Consider the following 17913-nt stretch of genomic DNA (forward strand, 5'->3'; position numbering starts at 1 on the left):
CCCCAAACGTGTGAACGACCCGCGCACTGCTGACCGTCGGGCGCCCCGGCCGGCGTCTGCCCTGGTCAGTTGACCACCGCCGGCCTCTGCCCCCCGCGTCCGCCGCCCTGGTCAGTCGTCCCCGCCTCCGCCGCCCCCCGCGCTTCCGCCGCTCCGGCCGGCCTTGTCCTGGCGTACGTTCCGGAGCACCGCACGGGCGGTCCACTCGTCGCGTACCAGATCGCGCATCGCCCAACGGCTCCGCAGGCCGCCCTGTGCCACCTCGTGCGAGAGACCGGTCGCCGAGACCAGCGCGGCCAGCGTGCGGCTGCGCCGGTCCGGGAAACCGGCCGCCTCGGCGGCCGCGAACCGTTCCCGGACCGCGGCCGACAGGGCCGGGTCCGCCGCCGGGTGGCGGTGGTAGGGGAGCAGACCGAGGAGCCGGTGGGTCTCCCTGCGCAGGACCGCGCGGCCCACCAGGTGCTCCAGGCACAGCTCCTCGACGTATCGGCCCGTCCGCCGGATCCACCCCTTCGCGCTGACGCCGCCCGCGAGCACGCCCCCGTCCGGGGCCGGCAGGCTCCCCAGGACCTGCGCGAGGAGCGGGTCCTGGGGAGCCTGCGGGCTGATCACCCGTATCCGGCCGAGCTGTTCGGCGATCCGGCCGTGGAGCTCCAGCTCCGCGAGGACCGCGCCCGCCACCCCGTACTCCAGGAAACGGTTTCGGCAGTACGGCTTGCCGCGCCGCGGGTCCAGGGCGAGCAGGAGCAGTTCCTCGGGGAGAGCAGGGTTCACGACGCGGGCACGATCCGTCCCGTGACCTCGCCGAGGCCGACCCGCGTGCCGTCCGGGCCCGGCGCCCAGGCCGTCATCGTCACCGTGTCGCCGTCCTCCAGGAACGTCCGCTTGCCGTCCGGGAGGTCCAGCGGGTCGCGGCCGTTCCAGGTCAGCTCCAGGAGGGAGCCGCGCTGTCCGGGCTCGGCGCCGCTGACCGTGCCCGAGCCGTACAGGTCGCCGGTGCGCAGCGACGCCCCGTTCACCGTCATCTGGGCCAGCATCTGGGCCGCCGTCCAGTACATGGTGGCGAACGGCGGCTCGGCGACCGGCTGTCCGTTGATGGCGACGGAGATCCGCAGGTCGAGCCCGCCGGCCTCCTCCTCGCCCGCGTCCTCCAGATAGGGGAGCAGCGGGAAGTCGCGGGCCACAGGCGCGATCCGGGCCGCCTCCAGGGCTTCGAGCGGTGTCACCCAGGCCGATACGGACGTGGCGAAGGACTTGCCGAGGAACGGGCCGAGCGGGACGTACTCCCAGGCCTGGATGTCCCGCGCCGACCAGTCGTTGAGCAGGCAGAGCCCGAAGACGTGCTCGCGGAAGTCGCCGAGCGGGACCGGACGGCCTTGTTCGGAGCCGACTCCGACGACGAAGCCGACCTCGGCCTCGATGTCGAGCTTGACGGACGGGCCGAAGACCGGGGCCGCGTCGGACGGTGCCTTGCGCTGGCCGCAGGGGCGCACCACGTCCGTGCCGGAGACGACGATGGTGCCGGACCTGCCGTGGTAGCCGATCGGGAGGTGCTTCCAGTTGGGCGTCAGCGCGTCACCGTTCGGCCGGAAGATCTTTCCGACGTTGGTGGCGTGGTGCTCGCTCGCGTAGAAGTCGACGTAGTCCGCGACCTTGTACGGCAGATGGAGCGTCACGGACTCGACCGGGTGCAGCAGCGGTTCGATGTCCGCGCGGTGTGCCGGGACCGTCACCCAGGCGGTCAGGGCCCGCCGGACGTCCCGCCAGGCGGTGCGGCCGGCGGCCAGCAGCGCGGTCAGGTCCGGCTGGGCGAGGAGCTGCGCGTAGGGCGAGCCGAGTGCGTGGGCCGCGGCTCCGGCGTCCAGTACGTGGTTGCCGATGCGGACGCCGACCCGGCGGTCCTCGGGGTGGTCGGGGGTGGAGAACACACCGTAGGGAAGGTTGTGCGGACCGTAGGGGTCGCCCTCGGCCAGATCGAGCGGGCTGCTCTGCTCGGGCATGTGTTGCTGCCTCGCTTTCCAGGTCGCTTGGGGGACACGTTACGTCGGTGTCGCCGCCCCGCGGGAGTGTCCCAACTGCTCCTGATGCCCGTAAAGTTCCGCCGTGCCCCCGGTGCGCGGGGGCACGGCGGTGGTTCATCCGGCCGTGCGCGGGATCCGCTTCTCCCAGGTCCGGTGGAAGACGACCTCGCCGCCGTCCTTGCACACCACCTCGTCGGACGTGATGAAGTCGGTGTCGTCCGCGCTGATCTCGGACCGGGTCTCGATCCGTACGTCCCACGCCATCTCCGGCCGGTGCAGCCGGATCGCCCAGTCGGAGCGGGTACGGGCGGAGAGCGGGTCGTTCTCCTGGATCGTGTAGGTCTCCAGGGCGTCCTCGGTGAATTCGAGGCCGTTGGGATAGACGCGGGTGCCGCCGTAGCGGGGGTCGACCTCCAGCCGCCATTCGCCCCTGGCGACATCGCGGACGACCAGGCGTTCGGGGCGCTGTGCGTCGAGCGTCACGGGGTGGACGACACCGAGCGGCTCCGACTGTTCCGGTTCCTCGAAACGGATCGCCGGGTCCTCGGTGTGCCGGCGGACCGGCAGTTCGAGGGAGCTGCCGTCGGCGTCCAGGGTGAAGCCGACCGAGCCCGCCTGCGGCCAGATCCACGGCCAGTACGAGGACGAGATCGCGAGCCTGATCCGGTGGCCGGGCGGGAAGGTGTGCCCGATGCCGTTGAGCTCGAAGGTCACGTCCTCGGTCGCGCCCACCAGCCAGTCGTCCGCGCGGTCGCGGCCGTGCCGGGCGGAGAGGTTGAGCGCCCCGCGGGTGACCAGTGTGGAGGAGCCGTCCGGTGCGACATCGCAGAGCCGGGCGATGGCCTGGCCACGTGCCACGTCCATCCGGATGCGCAGCTTCACCCGGGGGCGGCCCAGGATCTCGATCGGGGCGTCCTCGACCGGGAACTCGAACGAGACCGACTTGGCGTCCTCGTCGCGTTGGTCGGGCGGCAGGTCGGCGTCGTTGCCGAACGGGAAGAAGCGCCCGGCGTCCAGCCCGGTCTGCTGCGGCGAGTCGACGATCTGCGGACCGCCCTGGAGGGCGTACACGACGGGTGTGACGTTCGGGGACGGCCAGGCGGTGTCGCCGACCCAGCGTCCCGGCATCGTCTCGTAGAGCGTGGCGGGGCGGTGCGACTCGCTGATCCAGGACCGGAGCAGCGGCTCGGCCATGATGCCGGTGTCCTCGTCCTTCAGGTGCTGGTCCCACCAACGCAGCGTCTCCTGGAGGAAGCCGATCGCCGGACCGGGCGGCAGACCGCGGTCGGGGTACTGGTGCGACCAGGGGCCGATCAGCCCGCGGACCTTGTCCGGGGCGAGGTGCTCGACGAGCCGCAGGACCGTGTCGCGGTACGGGTCGTGCCAGCCGCCCACCGCGAGGACGTGTGCCTGGATCGCGGAGTAGTCCTCGCAGACACTGCCGTGCTTCCAGTAGTCGTCGCGGGTCTGATGCGCCAGCCAGGTGTGGATGAACGGTTCGACCGTCTCCAGCCGCTTCAGCCACATGTCCTTCCAGCCCTCGCCGACCTGCGCCGGGTCCGGCGGCCGGGAGACGAAGGCCAGCATGGTGGCCGCCCAGGCGTGCATGTCGACGCCGAGGACCGAGCCGCCCATGTAGTGGACGTCGTTGTCGTAGCGGTCGTCGGCCGAGCAGACGGTGACGATCGCCTTCAGCGGTTCGGGGGCCAGCGCCGCGATCTGGAGCGAGTTGAAGCCGCCCCAGGAGATGCCGAACATGCCGACGCGCCCGGAGCACCACTCCTGCTGGGCCAGCCAGTGGATGACGGCGACCCCGTCGGCCAGTTCCGTCGCGTCGTACTCGTCGCCCGGCAGGCCCTCGCTGTTGCCGTGTCCGCGTACGTCCACCCGGACGGAGGCGTAGCCGTGGCCCGCGTACCAGGGGTGGCGCTGCCAGTCGCGTGGCGCCGTCCAGTCGCTCAGCCGGTACGGCAGGTATTCGAGAAGCGCGGGGACGGGTTCGTCGGTGACGGGCCGCCAGATCCGGGCGTACAGCCGGGTGCCGTCCGGCAGCGGAATATAGACGTCCTCATGGGTGGTGTCATACGGAAACGTGGTGCGGATGTGCATGGCGGTACCTCAGTGGACGGGGTGCATGGTGCGTTTGAGCCAGGGGGCCGCGGCGATGACAGCCACACCGGCCACCACCGCGATCGCGCCATTGACACCGAAGTAGGCGGGGTTGGACACCTCGCCGTACAGCTTCACGACTTGGGCCTGGATGCCGTTGGCGAGAGCCAGCGACAGGAACCAGAGCGCCATCGTCTGGCTGGCGAACGCCTTGGGCGCGAGCTTGGTGGTCGCGGACATGCCGGAGGTCTCCAGCAGGATGTCGCCGAGACCGAGCAGCAGGTACGAGCCGACGATCCACCAGGCGGCCATCTTGAAGGTGTCGCCGGTGTGCCCGGAGGTCGGCAGCACCATCAGCAGGAAGGACAGTCCGCCGAGGATCACCCCGATCGCGATCTTGTTGGAGGCGTGCGGCTGACGCGGGCCCATCCGGGCCCAGACGGCGGCGACCACCGGGGCGAGCGCGACCTCGAAGGCGCCGAGCGCCGAGGCGTACCAGCTCGCCGGGAAGTGGAAGCCGAAGACCTCGGTACGGGCGTTGGTCGACGCGAGCAGCATCATCGTCGAGTACGCCTGGAAGAGGATGAAGTTGAAGACGACGGAGGCCAGGAACAGCACCACGTACGGGCGCAGCCTGCCGCGCTCCTCGCCGGTGACCCGCGGACTGCGGAACATCACCGCGAAGTACACGACCGGTGCGATCACCGACACCAGGGTGAGCAGGTCGACGAAGCGGCCCATGGTCAGCCAGCCTGCCAGCGCCAGCGCGGTGGCGACGGCGGCGACCACGACGGCGCCGATCACGATCAGCCGTACGGCACGGCGCATCGGGGCCGGTTCCAGCGCGAATTCGGCGCTGTGCTTTCGGCCGGCCAGGTGACGCCGGCCCAGTACGTACTGGATCAGGCCGAGGGTCATACCGAAGGCGGCGGCGGAGAAGCCCCAGTGCCAGCTCGCGTGGTCCCCGAGCCAGCCGGTGACGAGCGGGCCGAGGAACGCGCCGATGTTGATGCCCATGTAATAGAGCGCGAAGCCGGCGTCGCGGCGTTCGTCGGTGGTGCGGTAGAGCTTGCCGACCATGGTCGCCACATTGGGCTTGAGCAGACCGGTGCCGGCGCTGATCAGACCGAGGCCGGTCCATGTCATGGCGTCGCTGGGCACCGCCATGGCGTAATGCCCGCAGGCGATGAGAATTCCGCCGTACAGGACGGCGCGGTACGAGCCGAGGATCCGGTCGGCCAGCCAGCCGCCGGCCACGGAGACCAGGTAGACGAGGGTGCCGTAGGCGGCCGAGACGGACGCCGCGGTGCCCGGTTCCATGCCCATCCCGCCGCGGGCGACGGTGTCGGCGAAGTAGAGGACCAGGATCGCCTGCATGCCGAGGAACGAGAACCGTTCCCAGACCTCCAGGCCGGACAGGGTCATCAGGCCCCGTGGCTGGCCGAAAAAGGCATGGTCGTCGCTGGGCGGCTGAGTCGGTTCGGTGTCGGTGGCCGTGTGGGACAAAGGGAGAACTCCAGATCGTATGAGCTGATCCCGAACATACCGGCGGTGGCGGGAAGGCGCCCACGTTGATCCAAAGGGGACCGGATACGCTGACTTGAGTGATGACAGCGACACATCGACATTCCGTGTGATCGTCAGTAGACAGGAGATCCCCTCGTGACCGTCGTCGGGCCGTTCGGACTGAGCGTGCGGGACCACGCTCTTGAGGCCGATGTCCAGGCCGGTTTGGCTGCTGTCGAGTCGGGGCTGCTCGACGCCACCAAGAGCGGCGTGCCCTTCATCACGGAGGCCGCGCAGCATCTCGTACGCGCCGGGGGCAAGCGTTTCCGGCCGCTGCTGGCCATACTGGCCGCACAGTTCGGCGACCCGGACGCGCCGGGCGTCGTGCCCGCCGCCGTCGTGGTCGAGCTGACGCATCTCGCGACGCTCTACCACGACGACGTGATGGACGAGGCGGACGTGCGCCGTGGCGTCGACAGCGCCAACACCCGCTGGGGCAACTCGGTGGCCGTCCTGACCGGCGACTTCCTCTTCGCCCGCGCCTCGCACATACTGGCCGACCTCGGTCCGGAGGCCGTACGCATCCAGGCGGAGGCGTTCGAACGGCTGGTCACCGGCCAGATCCTGGAGACCGCGGGCCCGGGCGACGGGCGCGACCCGGTGGAGCACTACCTCGAAGTGATGCGCGGCAAGACCGGCTCGCTGGTCGCCGTGGCCTGCCGGTTCGGCGCGATGACGGCCGGCGCGGACGAGTCGGTCGTCGACATCCTCACCCAGTACGGGGAGCGGCTCGGCGTAGCCTTCCAGCTCGCCGACGACGTACTCGACATCGCCTCCGACTCCCACGAGTCCGGCAAGACCCCCGGCACCGACCTGCGCGAAGGCATCCCGACGCTCCCCGTGCTCCATCTGCGGGCCCAGGCCGCGGCCGACGGGAAGCCGGACGACCTGGAACTCGTCGAGCTGCTGGACGGCGACCTGAGCGACGATGCCCGGCACGCCGAGGCGCTGCGCAGGCTGCGCGCCCACCCGGCGCTGGAGCAGGCCCGACGGGACGCCGTCCGGTACGCGCAGGAGGCGCGCGCCACGCTGACGCCGCTGCCCGAGGGCTACGCGAAGGCCGCGCTGGAGGAGCTGTGCGACGCGGTGGTGCACCGCGCCGGCTGAGAGCCTGTCGGGTGGCCTCCGATCGGGCGGCCACGCCCCGGCATGCACTCCCCCAAGGCATTAAGGGGCAGGAGGGACCCCCTCCCGCGTTGCCGAAATGCCCTGGTGGCTCCATCCCCGAGCTCTCGGCTTCGTTCGAGCAGGGGAGACCCCGTCCGAGGACATCCCGGCGCCTTGGAATCGCACGCACCAGACCGCGTCCGCGTCCGCTGTCCGATCGAAGGCCACCCGACAGGCTCCGAGACCGTACGCGCGGTACCCCTACGGGACGGGGCAGGCCCGCCGCGGGGAGTGTCATACCGAAGAGGTAGGCGGAGTTGCTTCCCGGGGGTGACGCTTTCGCATCGCCGGTTTGGTCAGATGGAGGACATCCACTCCTGAGCAAATCGGGTGAGAATGGCGGCGCGGAGTGGACGAGTGCATCCGGACGGAAGCCGCCGACCACGGAGGTAGGGCACACATGGCACCGAACGACAGCGTTGAGACGAACGGCGGGACCAGGGGCACCGCCGTCGGCCGCCGGAAGGCGGCGCGCTACATCGTCCCGGTCGCGGTGGCGGGGGTGGCGGCCGCGACGATCGGGCTCGTCCCGGCGCTCGCGAGCACCGGTGACCCCGATCTGCCGGAGATCACCGCGCAGCAGCTCATCGAGAAGATCGCCGCTTCGGACACCCAGCAGTTCTCCGGCACGGTGAAGATCAGCACGGACCTCGGCATCCCGTCGCTCGGCGGTCTGGCCGGCTCCTTCGCCCAGGGCGGCAGCGGCGGCGACAAGGGCGATTCCGGTGCCGACCCGCAGAAGAAGATGACGGAGCTGGCGTCCGGCACGCACACCCTGCGGGTGGCCGCCGACGGCCCCGACAAGCAGCGGGTGTCGATCCTGGACAACGCGGCGGAGTACAGCCTGATCCGCAACGGCGACCAGGTCTGGGCGTACGACAGCAGCTCCAACGAGGCATACCACGCCACGGAGGACGGGAGCGGGACGAAGGCCGAGCACTCGGCCCCGGCCCCCGAGTCCGTGCCCACCACGCCGAAGGCCCTCGCCGAGCAGGTCCTGAAGGCCGCGGGCCCCACCACCTCGGTGACGGTCGACGGGACGGCGCGGGTCGCCGGACGTGACGCGTACAAGCTGCTCATCAAGCCCAGGCAGAGCGGCTCCACGATCGGCTCGGTCACGGTCGCGGTCGACGCGAAGAACGGTGTGCCGCTGAAGTTCACACTGCTTCCGAGCAGCGGTGGCAAGGCCGTCGTCGACGCCGGGTTCACCAAGGTCGACTTCGGGAAGCCGGCCGCCTCCTCGTTCACGTTCACCCCGCCCAAGGGCACCAAGGTGACCGAGGCCGACGACGCGCAGGCACAGCGGAAGACCGACGGGGGCAAAGGTCCGGGCATGTTCCCGGGCGCCGAGGGACTGGGTGCCGGGGGACTGGGCGCCGGGGACAAGGGCGGCAAGGACACGAAGGTCATCGGCGAGGGCTGGAACGCGATCGCCGAGATCAGGACCCCGGGCGGCACCGGTCTCCCCTCGAAGGCGTCGGGTGACGTACCGGCCGAGGCGCAGCAGTTCCTGGACGCGCTGGGCAACAAGGTCAGCGGCAAGTTCGGCTCCGGCACGGTCTTCAAGACCCGCCTGGTCAACGCGCTGATGACGGATGACGGCAAGGTGTACGTGGGCGCGGTCACGCCGGACACGCTGGTCAAGGCGGCGAACAACGCCGCCTGACTCAGGGGCGCACGACGTTTCCCGTCACTGTTCACCCGCCCCGCCGTACTCTCCGTACGGCGGGGCGGTCCGCGCTGAGCCGTGCTGACCGGCCCCGACTCGCCGGACCGGCCCTACTCGACCCTTGGGGAGTACGCATGACAGAGCCTGGGACCGCGATCGGGCCGAGGGCGGTGACCGAGTCCGTCGGGGCCGTTGTCGAGACGCGGGGCCTGACCAAGCGGTACCGCGGCGGCCAGCTCGCCGTGGACGGCCTGGACCTCGACGTTCCCGGCGGCAGCGTCTTCGGGTTCCTCGGGCCCAACGGCTCCGGGAAGACCACCACGATCCGGATGCTGATGGGCCTGATCGACCCCACGTCCGGCACCGCGCGGGTACTCGGCCACCCCATGCCGGGCGCGGCCCGCACCGTACTCCCGCAGGTGGGGGCGTTGATCGAGGGGCCCGCGCTGTACGGCTTCCTGAGCGGCCGGGACAATCTGCTGCGTTACGACTCGGCCGATCCGACGGCCGACCCGCGCACCCGCCGGGTCCGGGTCGCACAGGCCCTGGACCGGGTCGGGCTGGCCGCTGCGGCCGGCAAGAAGGCCAAGGCGTACTCGCTCGGAATGAAGCAGCGTCTCGGTCTCGCCGCCGCCCTGCTCCAGCCGCGCCACCTGCTCGTCCTGGACGAGCCGACCAACGGCCTGGACCCGCAGGGCATGCGCGAGATCCGCACGCTGGTGAGGGAGCTGGCGGCGGAGGGCACCACCGTCTTCCTCTCCTCCCACCTCCTCGACGAGATCGAGCAGGTCTGCACCCATGTCGCGGTGATGGCCAGGGGCCGACTGGTCACCCAGGGGCCGGTCGCGGATCTGGCGGCGGGTGCCCGCGGCCGGCTGGCCGTCACCACCCCGGACCCGGGCGATGCCGCCCGCGTCCTCAAGGAACGAGGCCTCACCGGCGTCACGGTCGACGGCGACCGGGTGAGCGCCGAGGCCCCGCCGGGCGATGTCGAACTCGCGGACCTCAGCTCGGCGCTGGTGCACGCCGGCGTACGCCTGAGGTCCTTCGGCATCGAACGGGCCTCGTTGGAGGACGCTTTCGTCGCACTCACCGGAGAGGGATTCGATGTCGCAGGCTGAAGTCTCACCCGTGGCGACGGACAGGACGCGCAATCCGCTGTGGACCTTCGGAATCCTTCGCTCCGAACTGACCACCACACTCCGCCGCTGGCGCACCCTCGCGCTGCTCGGGGTGCTGGCCGGCGTTCCCGTGCTCATCGGGATCGCGGTGAAGGTCGAGACGAACCACGGCTCCTCACCCGGACCGGGCGGCGGCGGGGGAGGCCCCGCGTTCCTCTCCCAGGTCACCAACAACGGTCTCTTCCTGGTCTTCGCGGCCCTCGCCGTGACGCTCCCGGTCTTCCTCCCGATGGCCGTCGGGGTCGTGGCGGGCGACTCGATCGCGGGCGAGGCCAACGCCGGAACCCTGCGTTATCTGCTGGTCGCGCCGGCCGGCCGGACCCGGCTGCTGCTGACGAAGTACGCCTCCGTCCTCGCGTTCTGCCTGGTCGCGACCCTGGTCGTGGCCCTCTCGGCGCTTGCCGTGGGGGCACTGCTCTTCCCCGTAGGCGAGGTCACCACCATCTCCGGGACCCGGATCGGCTTCGGTGAAGGGCTGCTGCGGGCCGGCCTGATCGCGGTGGTGGTCGCGGCGTCACTGGTCGGATTCGCGGCGATCGGCCTGTTCATCTCGACCCTCACCAGCAGCGGGATCGCGGCGATGGCCGCCACCGTCGGAATGCTGATCACCGTGCAGATCGTGGACACGATCCCGCAGCTGAGCGGCATCCACCCGTATCTCTTCCCGCACTACTGGATGTCCTACGCGGACCTGCTGCGCGACCCCGTCCACTGGGACGAGGTGGTCAAGAACCTGGGACTTCAGGGCTTGTACGCGGCGGTGTTCGGCTCGGCGGCCTGGGCCCGCTTCACGGTGAAGGACATCACCGCCTGACATCCGGCGGCATCGCCCTCGCGCCGTCGGCCGGGCGAGCCGTCCCCCGATCGGCTCGTCGCGGCACGAACGGCACGAACGGTGCGAACAGCAGGAACGATACGACACGGCACGTTCCGTTTCCGCCTCAGTATTGTTCGATTTCTGACGACGGACTGTCAACAAGGATTGCCTCAAACGCACCTATGCTCACCGAATGATCACATCGCCGAGTTCACTGCGCCGCAGCGAGAGATCACGAAGGGCGACCCTGGAAGCCGCCCTCGCGCTGTGCACGGAGAAGGGGTACGGCCGCGTCACCATCGAGGCCATCGCGGCCAGGGCGGGTGTCAGCAAGAAGACGATCTACCGCTGGTGGCCGTCGAAGAGTGCGGTGATGCTGGAGGCGTTCACCGACGCGCTGGTCGGCACGACGCCGTTCGTGGACACCGGCGACATCGCCGCCGACCTGCGGGCCAATGTGATGGGTGCGGTGAAGCTCCTCTCCACGCCGCCCTACGGCCCCGCGTACGCGGGGATCCTCTCGGAGGTCCACCATGACGACGCACTGGCGGAAATCGTTCGGACGAAGCTGATCGACCCCCGCTTCGAGGAGGCGGTCGACCGTCTGCGACGGGCCCAGGAGCAAGGCCGGATCCCGCCGGACGCCGACCTCCCGCTGGCGGTGGAGATGCTGTACGGCCCGGTGTACTACCGCCATGTGCTGCGCAAGCCGGTGCAGGACGAGGAGACGATCAGAGCGCTGGTCGATCATGTGCTGCGGGCGCTGGGGGCGTCACCGGAACCATGAGATCCGGCCAGACGGCATGGCAATGTCGGACGGGCGTGCGAGCATGCGCGGATGGGATCCTTCTACGACTACTTCAGCGCGCTTGATGACCTCACGGCCCTGACGGCGTTCGCGCCAGGCGTCGAAGCGGCCGGGTTTCCGATGGTCCCGGTCAAGGGGATCGAGCCGTATGTGCAGTTGGGCCAGGCCGAGAGCCTGCTGACCGGCATGCCGTACGCGGATGTCACCGCGCTCCCGCGTTTCAACCAGCTGCTCAGCTCTCCCGAGGACGAATCCAGCTGGCTGGTCACCCTCACGGACGAACTGCGCGACGCCCTCGCGTCCGCGAGGCCCGGACAGCTGGAAGCGGCGGCCGAACGCTGGTCGCGCATCGAGGAGTTCGGCGACGACTGCGAGCCGGGTCCACTGGCCGACTTCCTCAAGGAGCTGGCGACCCTGGCCGCGGAGGCCGGAGCCCGGCGCGAACCGCACCGGCTCTACTGCCTGATGTCCCTCTGACACCCGGCCGAACGCGTGCTCCCGGAGCGCGCCGGGTCCGGCCGGGGCGGCTTCCGGCTCGGTGAGGTCTGCCGCTCGGCGAGGCCCGCTCTCGGCGAGGCCTGCCGTTCAGCGGAAGACCCGCTCCAGCACCTCGGCGACCCCGTCGGCCTCGTTCGACGACGTCACCTCGTCCGCCGCGGCCCGGAGGTCCGGATGGGCGTCGGCCATCGCGACGCCGTGCCCGGCCGCGCGGAACATCGGCAGGTCGTTGGGCATGTCCCCGAAGGCGATCGCGCCGCGCGCGTCCACGCCCAGGAAATCGGCGGCCAGCGCGAGCCCGCTGCCCTTGTCGACGCCCAACGGCTGCAGCTCGACGGTCCCGGGGCCGGAGAGCGTGACGGAGGCGAGATCGCCGACCGCCGTACGGGCCGCCTCGGCCAGCGCGTCGTCGTCCAGCTCGGGGTGCCGGATGAGCACCTTGACGACGGGCGCGGACCACAACTCGTGCCGATGACGCGTCCGTTGGGCGGGCAGCGTGGGGTGGGGCATCAGATATCCCGGCTCGATCAGCGTCCGGCCCTCGACGCCGTCCTGGTCCACGGCCGCGAAAACGGGTCCCACCTGCGCCTCGATCTTGCCGAGCGCGCTGTCGGCCGCCTCCCGGTCGAGGGTGATCGCGTGCACCAGGCGCCCGGTCCCGGCGTCGTACAGCTGGGTGCCCTGCCCGCAGATCGCGGGCCCCCGGTAGCCCAGCCCGGCGAGGAGTTCCCGTATGCCGGGCACGGGCCGTCCGGTGACCACGAGGTGCCGCGCCCCGGCTCGGGCGACCAGGGCGAGCGCGGCGCGGGTGCGAGGGCTCACTGTGTCGTCGCGGCGCAGCAGGGTGCCGTCCAGGTCCGTGGCGACGAGGGCGTACGCGGGCGGTATGGGCATGGATCAAGCCTAAGGTCGGCCCGGTGCGCACACGTCCGCGTTGACAGGCGACGGCCGACTGCGCGTAATGAAAACGGTGTCGCGTGACGCCGGCCAAAGAGCAGTGGGCCGGCCGGTGATCGGGCGAACACTCTTCATCCAAGGGGTCCGTGATGAGTTCCAGCTCCGCACCCTGCATCTGACGCAGCGACAGTACGGCTGCCGCACGTCGTCGTCGGCCGTCATGTCCTCCCGCGCTGCGCACCCTCACACGTGCTGTCCGCCGCGTGCCGTCCGCCGCGCGCCCCGCGCCGTCCGCAACCGGCGCGCGGACGCGCACCACGATCACCCGTTCCCGCAGATCACCGCGGCTCCGGCCGCACCTGCGAACCATGGAGACACAGACCTGTATGCCCACATCCTTCAATCAATCGGTCATCGAGGAGTTCCGCGCCAACGGAGGAAAGGTCGGTGGCCCCTTCGAAGGCGGCGACCTCCTCCTGCTGACGACCACGGGCGCGAGGTCGGGGAAGGAGGCCACCACCCCTCTCGGCTACGTCCGGCACGGCGGTTCACTGCTGATCGTCGGCTCCAACCTCGGTGCCCCGCCCCACCCCGACTGGTACCACAACCTGCTCGCCCACCCCGTGGTACGGGTGGAGCTCGGCACCCGTACCTTCCAGGCCCTCGCGGTCCCCGCGGAGGGGGCCCGGCGCGAGGAACTGTTCGCGCACGCGGTGAGGGCGGCGCCCGGATACGGCGACTACCAGGCCCGGACCGCCCGGCCCCTGCCGGTCGTGGTCCTGGAACGCGCCGAGCCCGACGGCTGGGAGGGCCCGCGTGAGGTCAACTCTCTTGCCGACAAGGTCATGGAGGTCCACACCTGGCTGCGGGGCCAGTTGCGTCAGGTGAAGGCGGACGCCGACGCCCGCTTCCGTGCGCGCGCGGCCCACCGGGGCCCCGGCGAACCACCGCCCCCGAGCCTGGGTCTCCAGATCCGGCAGCGCTGCCTGGCCTTCTGCCAGGCCCTGGAGTTCCACCACGCCAGCGAGGACGCGCACCTGTTCCCCGGAATCGCTCGCTACCACCCCCACTTGACCGACACCTTCGCCCGGCTCGCCGACGAACACCGCACGGTCGCTCGCATCCAGGGCGAGTTGGTGGCGTTGCTGGCGGACATCGGCATCAAGGATTCCGAGCGCTTCCACGCGGAGCTGGACAGGATGTCCACGGAGCTGAACGCGCATCTGGATTACGAGGAGGAGCAGATCGTCCCCCTGTTGGCGGAGGTCCCATGGCCTCCGGGCCCTCCGGTTCCTCCGGGTGCACCAGCTCCTGACGCTTCTTGAACCGAACCGAATCTGAATGGCTGAAAGGTTGTGCCGTGCGAGTGAGAGTCAAGGATTTCGATCACCTGGTGCTCAATGTGCGGGATGTCGAGCGCTCCCTGGAGTTCTACTGCGGCCCGCTCGGCCTGGAGTCGATCAGGGTCGACGAGTGGCGGGCCGGTGAGTTCCCGTTCCCGTCGGTGCGGGTCAGCCCGAGCATGATCATCGATTTGCTGGGCCGGCCGCGCTCCGAATCGAACGTCGATCACATCTGCCTGGTCGTCGAACCGTTGGACTGGCAGCAGGTCATCGACTCGGGCATCTTCACCGTGCTGGAGGGCCCGGTCAGCCGCTCCGGCGCCCGGGGCGAGGCGCAGTCGCTGTACGTCCGGGACCCGGACGGCAACACCGTGGAGCTGCGCTGGTATCCCCAGGACGTGGTGGAGGACTGACCCGGCCGGTCCGGGTCCGGGAGGGGTCCTGCCGCTCACCTCGGAGGTGGGCGGCAGGACCCCGGCGGACACGCGCGCCACCGCGCGGCCCTGTTGGAGCGGTCATGGGCCAGGGCTCGCCGCGGCGGCCGACGCACCCGGACGCGCCGGGGAATTCCGCGGCGTCAGCGCCGTCCGACGCTATTGCACACAGAACTCGTTGCCCTCGGGATCGGCGAGCACCGTCCACGTACCCCCGGGCTGATCGACCTCGTGGAGCGCCGTCGCGCCCAGTGCCTCCAGCCGTTTCACCTCGGCCTCGCGCCGCCCCGGGCCCGCGTGCACATCCAGGTGGAGACGGTTCTTCGTGGTCTTGGCCTCCGGTACGCGCTGGAACAGCAGCCGCCGTCCGAGGCCCACCCCGCTCTCCTCCTCGTACGGGTCGCCCGGGTGCCGCACCGCCAGGAGATCGCGCCAGGCCCGGCGGCCGTCGACCAGGACGGTCGCCTCTTCCGGCGCCGCCCCGAGGCCGAGCACCCGCTCGATCAGTGTGCTGTTGTCCTCGACCAGGTAGCCGAGGGCCTCGGCCCAGAAGGCGGCCTGGGCGTGCGGGTCGGACGCGTCGATGACGAGCTTCCAGTGCAGAGTCATGGAAACCGTTTATAGTGGTTACATGACCGAGTCGGCAATGGGCACGCCGGGACTGATCCTCCGTACCCGGGAGGGCCGCCCCTATCGCTTCGATCCCGGCGCGCTGTGCCTGGAGTTGCTGCCCACCGGCGGGTACGCGTCGGACGCGGCGGACGAGGTGGTGCGCACTCGGTACGCCGCGTACGAGGTGCTGCACACCCCCGCCGACCTGGTGCGATGGGCGGGCGAGAGCCGGCTGCCGGACGGCCTGTCCGTCTCGGTGAGTACGGCGGAGCTGCGCCGCGCGCACGAGCTGCGCGGCGCCCTCTGGAATCTGGCCGCCGCCCGCGCGCACGGCCGCCCGCTCGCGCCGGCCGACCTCGCCACGGTGAACGCCGTGGCGGCCGAGCCCCCGCTCGTTCCCCGTATCGCTTCCGATTCCGGCACCTTCGCCTGGGCCCCGGATGCCACGGGGACGGCCCTGCTGTCGACCGTCGCCCGCGATGCGGTGGAGCTCTTCACTGGCCCCTACGCCAACCGTATCCGCGAATGCGGCTCTGACAGCTGCAAGTTGCTCTTTGTCGACACCTCACGACCGGGCAGGCGGCGGTGGTGCGCGATGGAGCGTTGCGGAAATCTCCACAAGGTGCGGGCCCACCGTGCCCGGCACACCCCGACCGACCGAACCGAGGAGCCATGATGCCGGCGGAGTCGACAGGGCTGAGCTAGGACGTGGGACGGACGATCGGTGTCTTCCGGACGCATCCCTAACCGTCGCAGGCCAACGGCGAGACGCGACGGCTCCCGCCGCGCGTGCGGCGTCGATGCCACGTCGCCCGCTGTTGCCGGGCCGTCGGGTGCGTCCGCTGGACGGTTCGGCGGGAAATTCACGTTCTTATACACAATAAATATATTTAATTCCCCGCCTCTCGGTAAAATTCTCGAAGATTTTTTGCTTGCCACCCCGAATTGGGATCTGTATTTTGATCTTCATCGGGCCTTTGATCGAAACTTGTCCAAGGCGCTCGCTTTCTGGATTTTTTCGTGAGGAGAACTCTGTGAATCGGGCACTTCGATCTGCTGTAGTCGTCGCTACGGCACTGGCGTCACTCGGCATGGGTACTGCTGCGTGGGCAGGAACTACTTCGACGAGTCTCAGCAATGGCACGCTCTCATTCGAATCGACCAATGGCCGCAGCGTCAGTGGGAACTCCAGCCTCTTCTATTCTTACGTCAGTTTCAAGAAGACTGGCGGCAGTGCTATTTCCGCTAAGTTCCTTGTGGATGTCGGCAGTAAGGAGTATGTGTCCCCCGTGTACTCCGTATCGTCCGGTCGGACGAAGTCGCACAACTTCGGGGGGAACCCGGTGCCCAGTTCCTGCCGTTCCGTCGGTGGAATGGATGTTGCAGGACAGGGATACTTCTGGACCCCGGCGCTCAACCCTTGTTGATAGGTGAGTGAATGCGCTCGGGGTGGATTTTTCTGCCCCGAGCGCATTGTTATTTGTCACTTGTGCGACAGCAGAGAAGGCATCAATGATTGAAGCGTCGATCGGCGCCCTTGACGGACTCATTCCGATATTTGTCCTGGTGGCGATTGTCTTCACGATTCCGGTACTGCTGTGGGCCAAGGCGAAGAAGCTTCCCATGGTTCCTTCAGTACTGTGGTCCATTTCCCTGGCCGGGGCGTTGGTTGTGACCCTGACGCCGGGGGGAGGTGGCTTCGTGGAGAACCATCCGGTTTGCTATATCGGGCCCTCTGCGCAGGGAGTTCTCTCCACAGTGCCGGGGCAGCTCAACGTCGCCCTTTTCGTTCCTGTCAGCCTCTTCGCGGTCGTGGCCTTCCGGAAGCCGATACTTGCTCTGGCCGGTGGCGCCATCCTGACCTGCGGCGTAGAGCTCTTGCAGGCAGTCCTTCCGCTGGGAAGGTCGTGCAGCTACAGCGACATCGCAGCCAATGCGATGGGTGTGGTGGCGGGAGTCCTTCTCGGCACGGGCTGGGTCTGGTGGCGGAGTCGTCGACCGCCCATCACGCGACGGGATTCCTGGCAAGCCGCCGGCCTTCTGGGAATCGGGGGATCGGCGATGGGGGCGATGTTCCTCTTCGTCGTCACCCCGGCATACGGAGGGCAGGAAGCAGTCGGCGCGACGGCTGCGCAAGGTGCATGGGCCCGGCAGGTTGCCGCAGAGATATACGGTGACTCCGTCGACGTGATCCAGGTGCAGGCCCGCGAGGCGATTCCAGGCTTTCCCGGAAGAGTGGATGTGACGACCGCCAAGGGCAGCCTGACACTCCTGTGGCCCGACAAGAAAATTCAAACGATGTTTGCGAACGACAACAAGGACGATGGTGGATCCTTGACTCGATCGCAGGTTGAAGCCACCGGTCTGAGGTTTGCCCAGAAATGGTTTCCCGGGGAGGTCAAGGGCAGCGACTCGACCCTTGAGCGTCTGGGGGGCGGAGAGGGTCCGTACATCCTGAGCTATCGGCGATACGCCAACGGCGTCATGATGCCGATGCGGCTGGACATCACCGTTTCGTCGGCCGGCCGTGTCATGGCGATCAACGCTCGCTCGGTCCCCGATCCTCATCTGCCCGAGCCGAAGCTCGACAAGTCCGCAGCCAAGCGGCGAGCCGAAGAGCTTTCTGGTATCAAGGCGAGCGACGACGCATTCGTCATCGCGCAGGAACTCTCCGGCACGTGGGTGCCGGTCTGGATCGTGAACCTTATTCGTGATGGTGAAACCGAACCTTCGGGTGCGGTTGTGTACTTGGACGCTGTCACGGGCATGGAAGTACAGCGACAGGAATAAC

At 69.5% G+C, this 17913-nt stretch carries 16 protein-coding genes; 10 read left to right on the top strand and 6 right to left on the bottom strand.

What is annotated here, in order from left to right:
• Positions 1-111 precede the first annotated feature (111 nt).
• The 4 genes from ABZ826_RS02890 to ABZ826_RS02905 form a co-directional block, all read right to left on the bottom strand.
• Positions 112-774, bottom strand: coding sequence for a GPP34 family phosphoprotein (locus ABZ826_RS02890; protein ID WP_361441219.1), 663 nt, complete (start codon positions 772-774; stop codon positions 112-114).
• Positions 771-2000, bottom strand: coding sequence for a fumarylacetoacetase (gene fahA, locus ABZ826_RS02895; protein WP_361441222.1), 1230 nt, complete (start codon positions 1998-2000; stop codon positions 771-773). Before fahA ends, ABZ826_RS02890 begins: the two co-directional genes overlap by 4 nt.
• Positions 2001-2135: 135 nt before the next feature.
• Complete coding sequence (locus ABZ826_RS02900; RefSeq protein WP_361441225.1) at positions 2136-4130, bottom strand: CocE/NonD family hydrolase; 1995 nt, start codon at positions 4128-4130, stop codon at positions 2136-2138.
• A 9-nt stretch (positions 4131-4139) separates the two neighbouring features.
• On the bottom strand, positions 4140-5636 hold the full coding sequence (locus ABZ826_RS02905) for a peptide MFS transporter (protein WP_361441228.1): 1497 nt from the start codon (positions 5634-5636) through the stop codon (positions 4140-4142).
• A 156-nt stretch (positions 5637-5792) separates the two neighbouring features.
• Here ABZ826_RS02905 and ABZ826_RS02910 point away from each other — a divergent pair, with 156 nt between their 5' ends.
• The 6 genes from ABZ826_RS02910 to ABZ826_RS02935 all read left to right on the top strand — a co-directional run bounded on the left by ABZ826_RS02910 (position 5793) and on the right by ABZ826_RS02935 (position 11815).
• Complete coding sequence (locus ABZ826_RS02910; protein ID WP_361441231.1) at positions 5793-6803, top strand: polyprenyl synthetase family protein; 1011 nt, start codon at positions 5793-5795, stop codon at positions 6801-6803.
• 460 nt (positions 6804-7263) lie between these two features.
• Positions 7264-8529 (top strand): DUF2092 domain-containing protein, encoded by a 1266-nt coding sequence (locus ABZ826_RS02915; protein WP_361441234.1) that lies wholly within the window; start codon positions 7264-7266, stop codon positions 8527-8529.
• Positions 8530-8666: 137 nt separating this feature from the next.
• The gene (locus tag ABZ826_RS02920; RefSeq protein ID WP_361441237.1) at positions 8667-9653 is read left to right on the top strand and encodes an ABC transporter ATP-binding protein; all 987 of its coding nucleotides are present in this window, start codon (positions 8667-8669) and stop codon (positions 9651-9653) included.
• On the top strand, positions 9640-10527 hold the full coding sequence (locus ABZ826_RS02925) for an ABC transporter permease (RefSeq protein WP_361441240.1): 888 nt from the start codon (positions 9640-9642) through the stop codon (positions 10525-10527). Before ABZ826_RS02920 ends, ABZ826_RS02925 begins: the two co-directional genes overlap by 14 nt.
• Before the next feature lie 196 nt (positions 10528-10723).
• A complete protein-coding gene (locus ABZ826_RS02930) occupies positions 10724-11317 on the top strand; it encodes a TetR/AcrR family transcriptional regulator (protein WP_361441243.1) in 594 nt (197 codons plus the stop codon).
• A 51-nt stretch (positions 11318-11368) separates the two neighbouring features.
• Positions 11369-11815: a hypothetical protein gene (locus ABZ826_RS02935; RefSeq protein ID WP_361441246.1), complete on the top strand. Its 447-nt coding sequence runs from the start codon at positions 11369-11371 to the stop codon at positions 11813-11815.
• 108 nt (positions 11816-11923) lie between these two features.
• Here the strand turns inward: ABZ826_RS02935 and ABZ826_RS02940 are convergent, their stop codons facing one another.
• Positions 11924-12730, bottom strand: coding sequence for an HAD family hydrolase (locus tag ABZ826_RS02940; RefSeq protein ID WP_361441249.1), 807 nt, complete (start codon positions 12728-12730; stop codon positions 11924-11926).
• 389 nt (positions 12731-13119) lie between these two features.
• Here ABZ826_RS02940 and ABZ826_RS02945 point away from each other — a divergent pair, with 389 nt between their 5' ends.
• Both ABZ826_RS02945 and ABZ826_RS02950 read left to right on the top strand, forming a co-directional pair.
• Complete coding sequence (locus ABZ826_RS02945) at positions 13120-14058, top strand: nitroreductase/quinone reductase family protein (protein ID WP_361441252.1); 939 nt, start codon at positions 13120-13122, stop codon at positions 14056-14058.
• 41 nt (positions 14059-14099) lie between these two features.
• Positions 14100-14489 carry a VOC family protein gene (locus tag ABZ826_RS02950; protein WP_361441255.1) on the top strand — a complete coding sequence of 130 codons (390 nt, stop codon included), beginning with the start codon at positions 14100-14102 and terminating at the stop codon, positions 14487-14489.
• Positions 14490-14669: 180 nt separating this feature from the next.
• On the opposite strand, the gene ABZ826_RS02955 is transcribed toward ABZ826_RS02950, so the two are convergent.
• Positions 14670-15119, bottom strand: coding sequence for a VOC family protein (locus ABZ826_RS02955; RefSeq protein ID WP_361441258.1), 450 nt, complete (start codon positions 15117-15119; stop codon positions 14670-14672).
• Between the two features lie 22 nt (positions 15120-15141).
• Here ABZ826_RS02955 and ABZ826_RS02960 point away from each other — a divergent pair, with 22 nt between their 5' ends.
• Both ABZ826_RS02960 and ABZ826_RS02965 read left to right on the top strand, forming a co-directional pair.
• A complete protein-coding gene (locus tag ABZ826_RS02960; protein ID WP_361441261.1) occupies positions 15142-15798 on the top strand; it encodes an ABATE domain-containing protein in 657 nt (218 codons plus the stop codon).
• Between the two features lie 758 nt (positions 15799-16556).
• Positions 16557-17912 carry a VanZ family protein gene (locus ABZ826_RS02965; RefSeq protein ID WP_361441264.1) on the top strand — a complete coding sequence of 452 codons (1356 nt, stop codon included), beginning with the start codon at positions 16557-16559 and terminating at the stop codon, positions 17910-17912.
• Position 17913: the final 1 nt, after the last annotated feature.

This window comes from Streptomyces sp. NPDC047515 (assembly GCF_040643055.1).
Lineage (GTDB): Bacteria > Actinomycetota > Actinomycetes > Streptomycetales > Streptomycetaceae > Streptomyces.

Coding starts and splice junctions, on each gene's coding strand:
- fahA (WP_361441222.1), bottom strand. CDS start 2,000: ATGCCCGAGCAGAGCAGCCCGCTCGATCTGGCCGAGGGCGACCCCTAC.
- ABZ826_RS02900 (WP_361441225.1), bottom strand. CDS start 4,130: ATGCACATCCGCACCACGTTTCCGTATGACACCACCCATGAGGACGTC.
- ABZ826_RS02915 (WP_361441234.1), top strand. CDS start 7,264: ATGGCACCGAACGACAGCGTTGAGACGAACGGCGGGACCAGGGGCACC.
- ABZ826_RS02920 (WP_361441237.1), top strand. CDS start 8,667: ATGACAGAGCCTGGGACCGCGATCGGGCCGAGGGCGGTGACCGAGTCC.
- ABZ826_RS02925 (WP_361441240.1), top strand. CDS start 9,640: ATGTCGCAGGCTGAAGTCTCACCCGTGGCGACGGACAGGACGCGCAAT.
- ABZ826_RS02930 (WP_361441243.1), top strand. CDS start 10,724: ATGATCACATCGCCGAGTTCACTGCGCCGCAGCGAGAGATCACGAAGG.
- ABZ826_RS02935 (WP_361441246.1), top strand. CDS start 11,369: ATGGGATCCTTCTACGACTACTTCAGCGCGCTTGATGACCTCACGGCC.
- ABZ826_RS02940 (WP_361441249.1), bottom strand. CDS start 12,730: ATGCCCATACCGCCCGCGTACGCCCTCGTCGCCACGGACCTGGACGGC.
- ABZ826_RS02945 (WP_361441252.1), top strand. CDS start 13,120: ATGCCCACATCCTTCAATCAATCGGTCATCGAGGAGTTCCGCGCCAAC.
- ABZ826_RS02955 (WP_361441258.1), bottom strand. CDS start 15,119: ATGACTCTGCACTGGAAGCTCGTCATCGACGCGTCCGACCCGCACGCC.
- ABZ826_RS02960 (WP_361441261.1), top strand. CDS start 15,142: ATGACCGAGTCGGCAATGGGCACGCCGGGACTGATCCTCCGTACCCGG.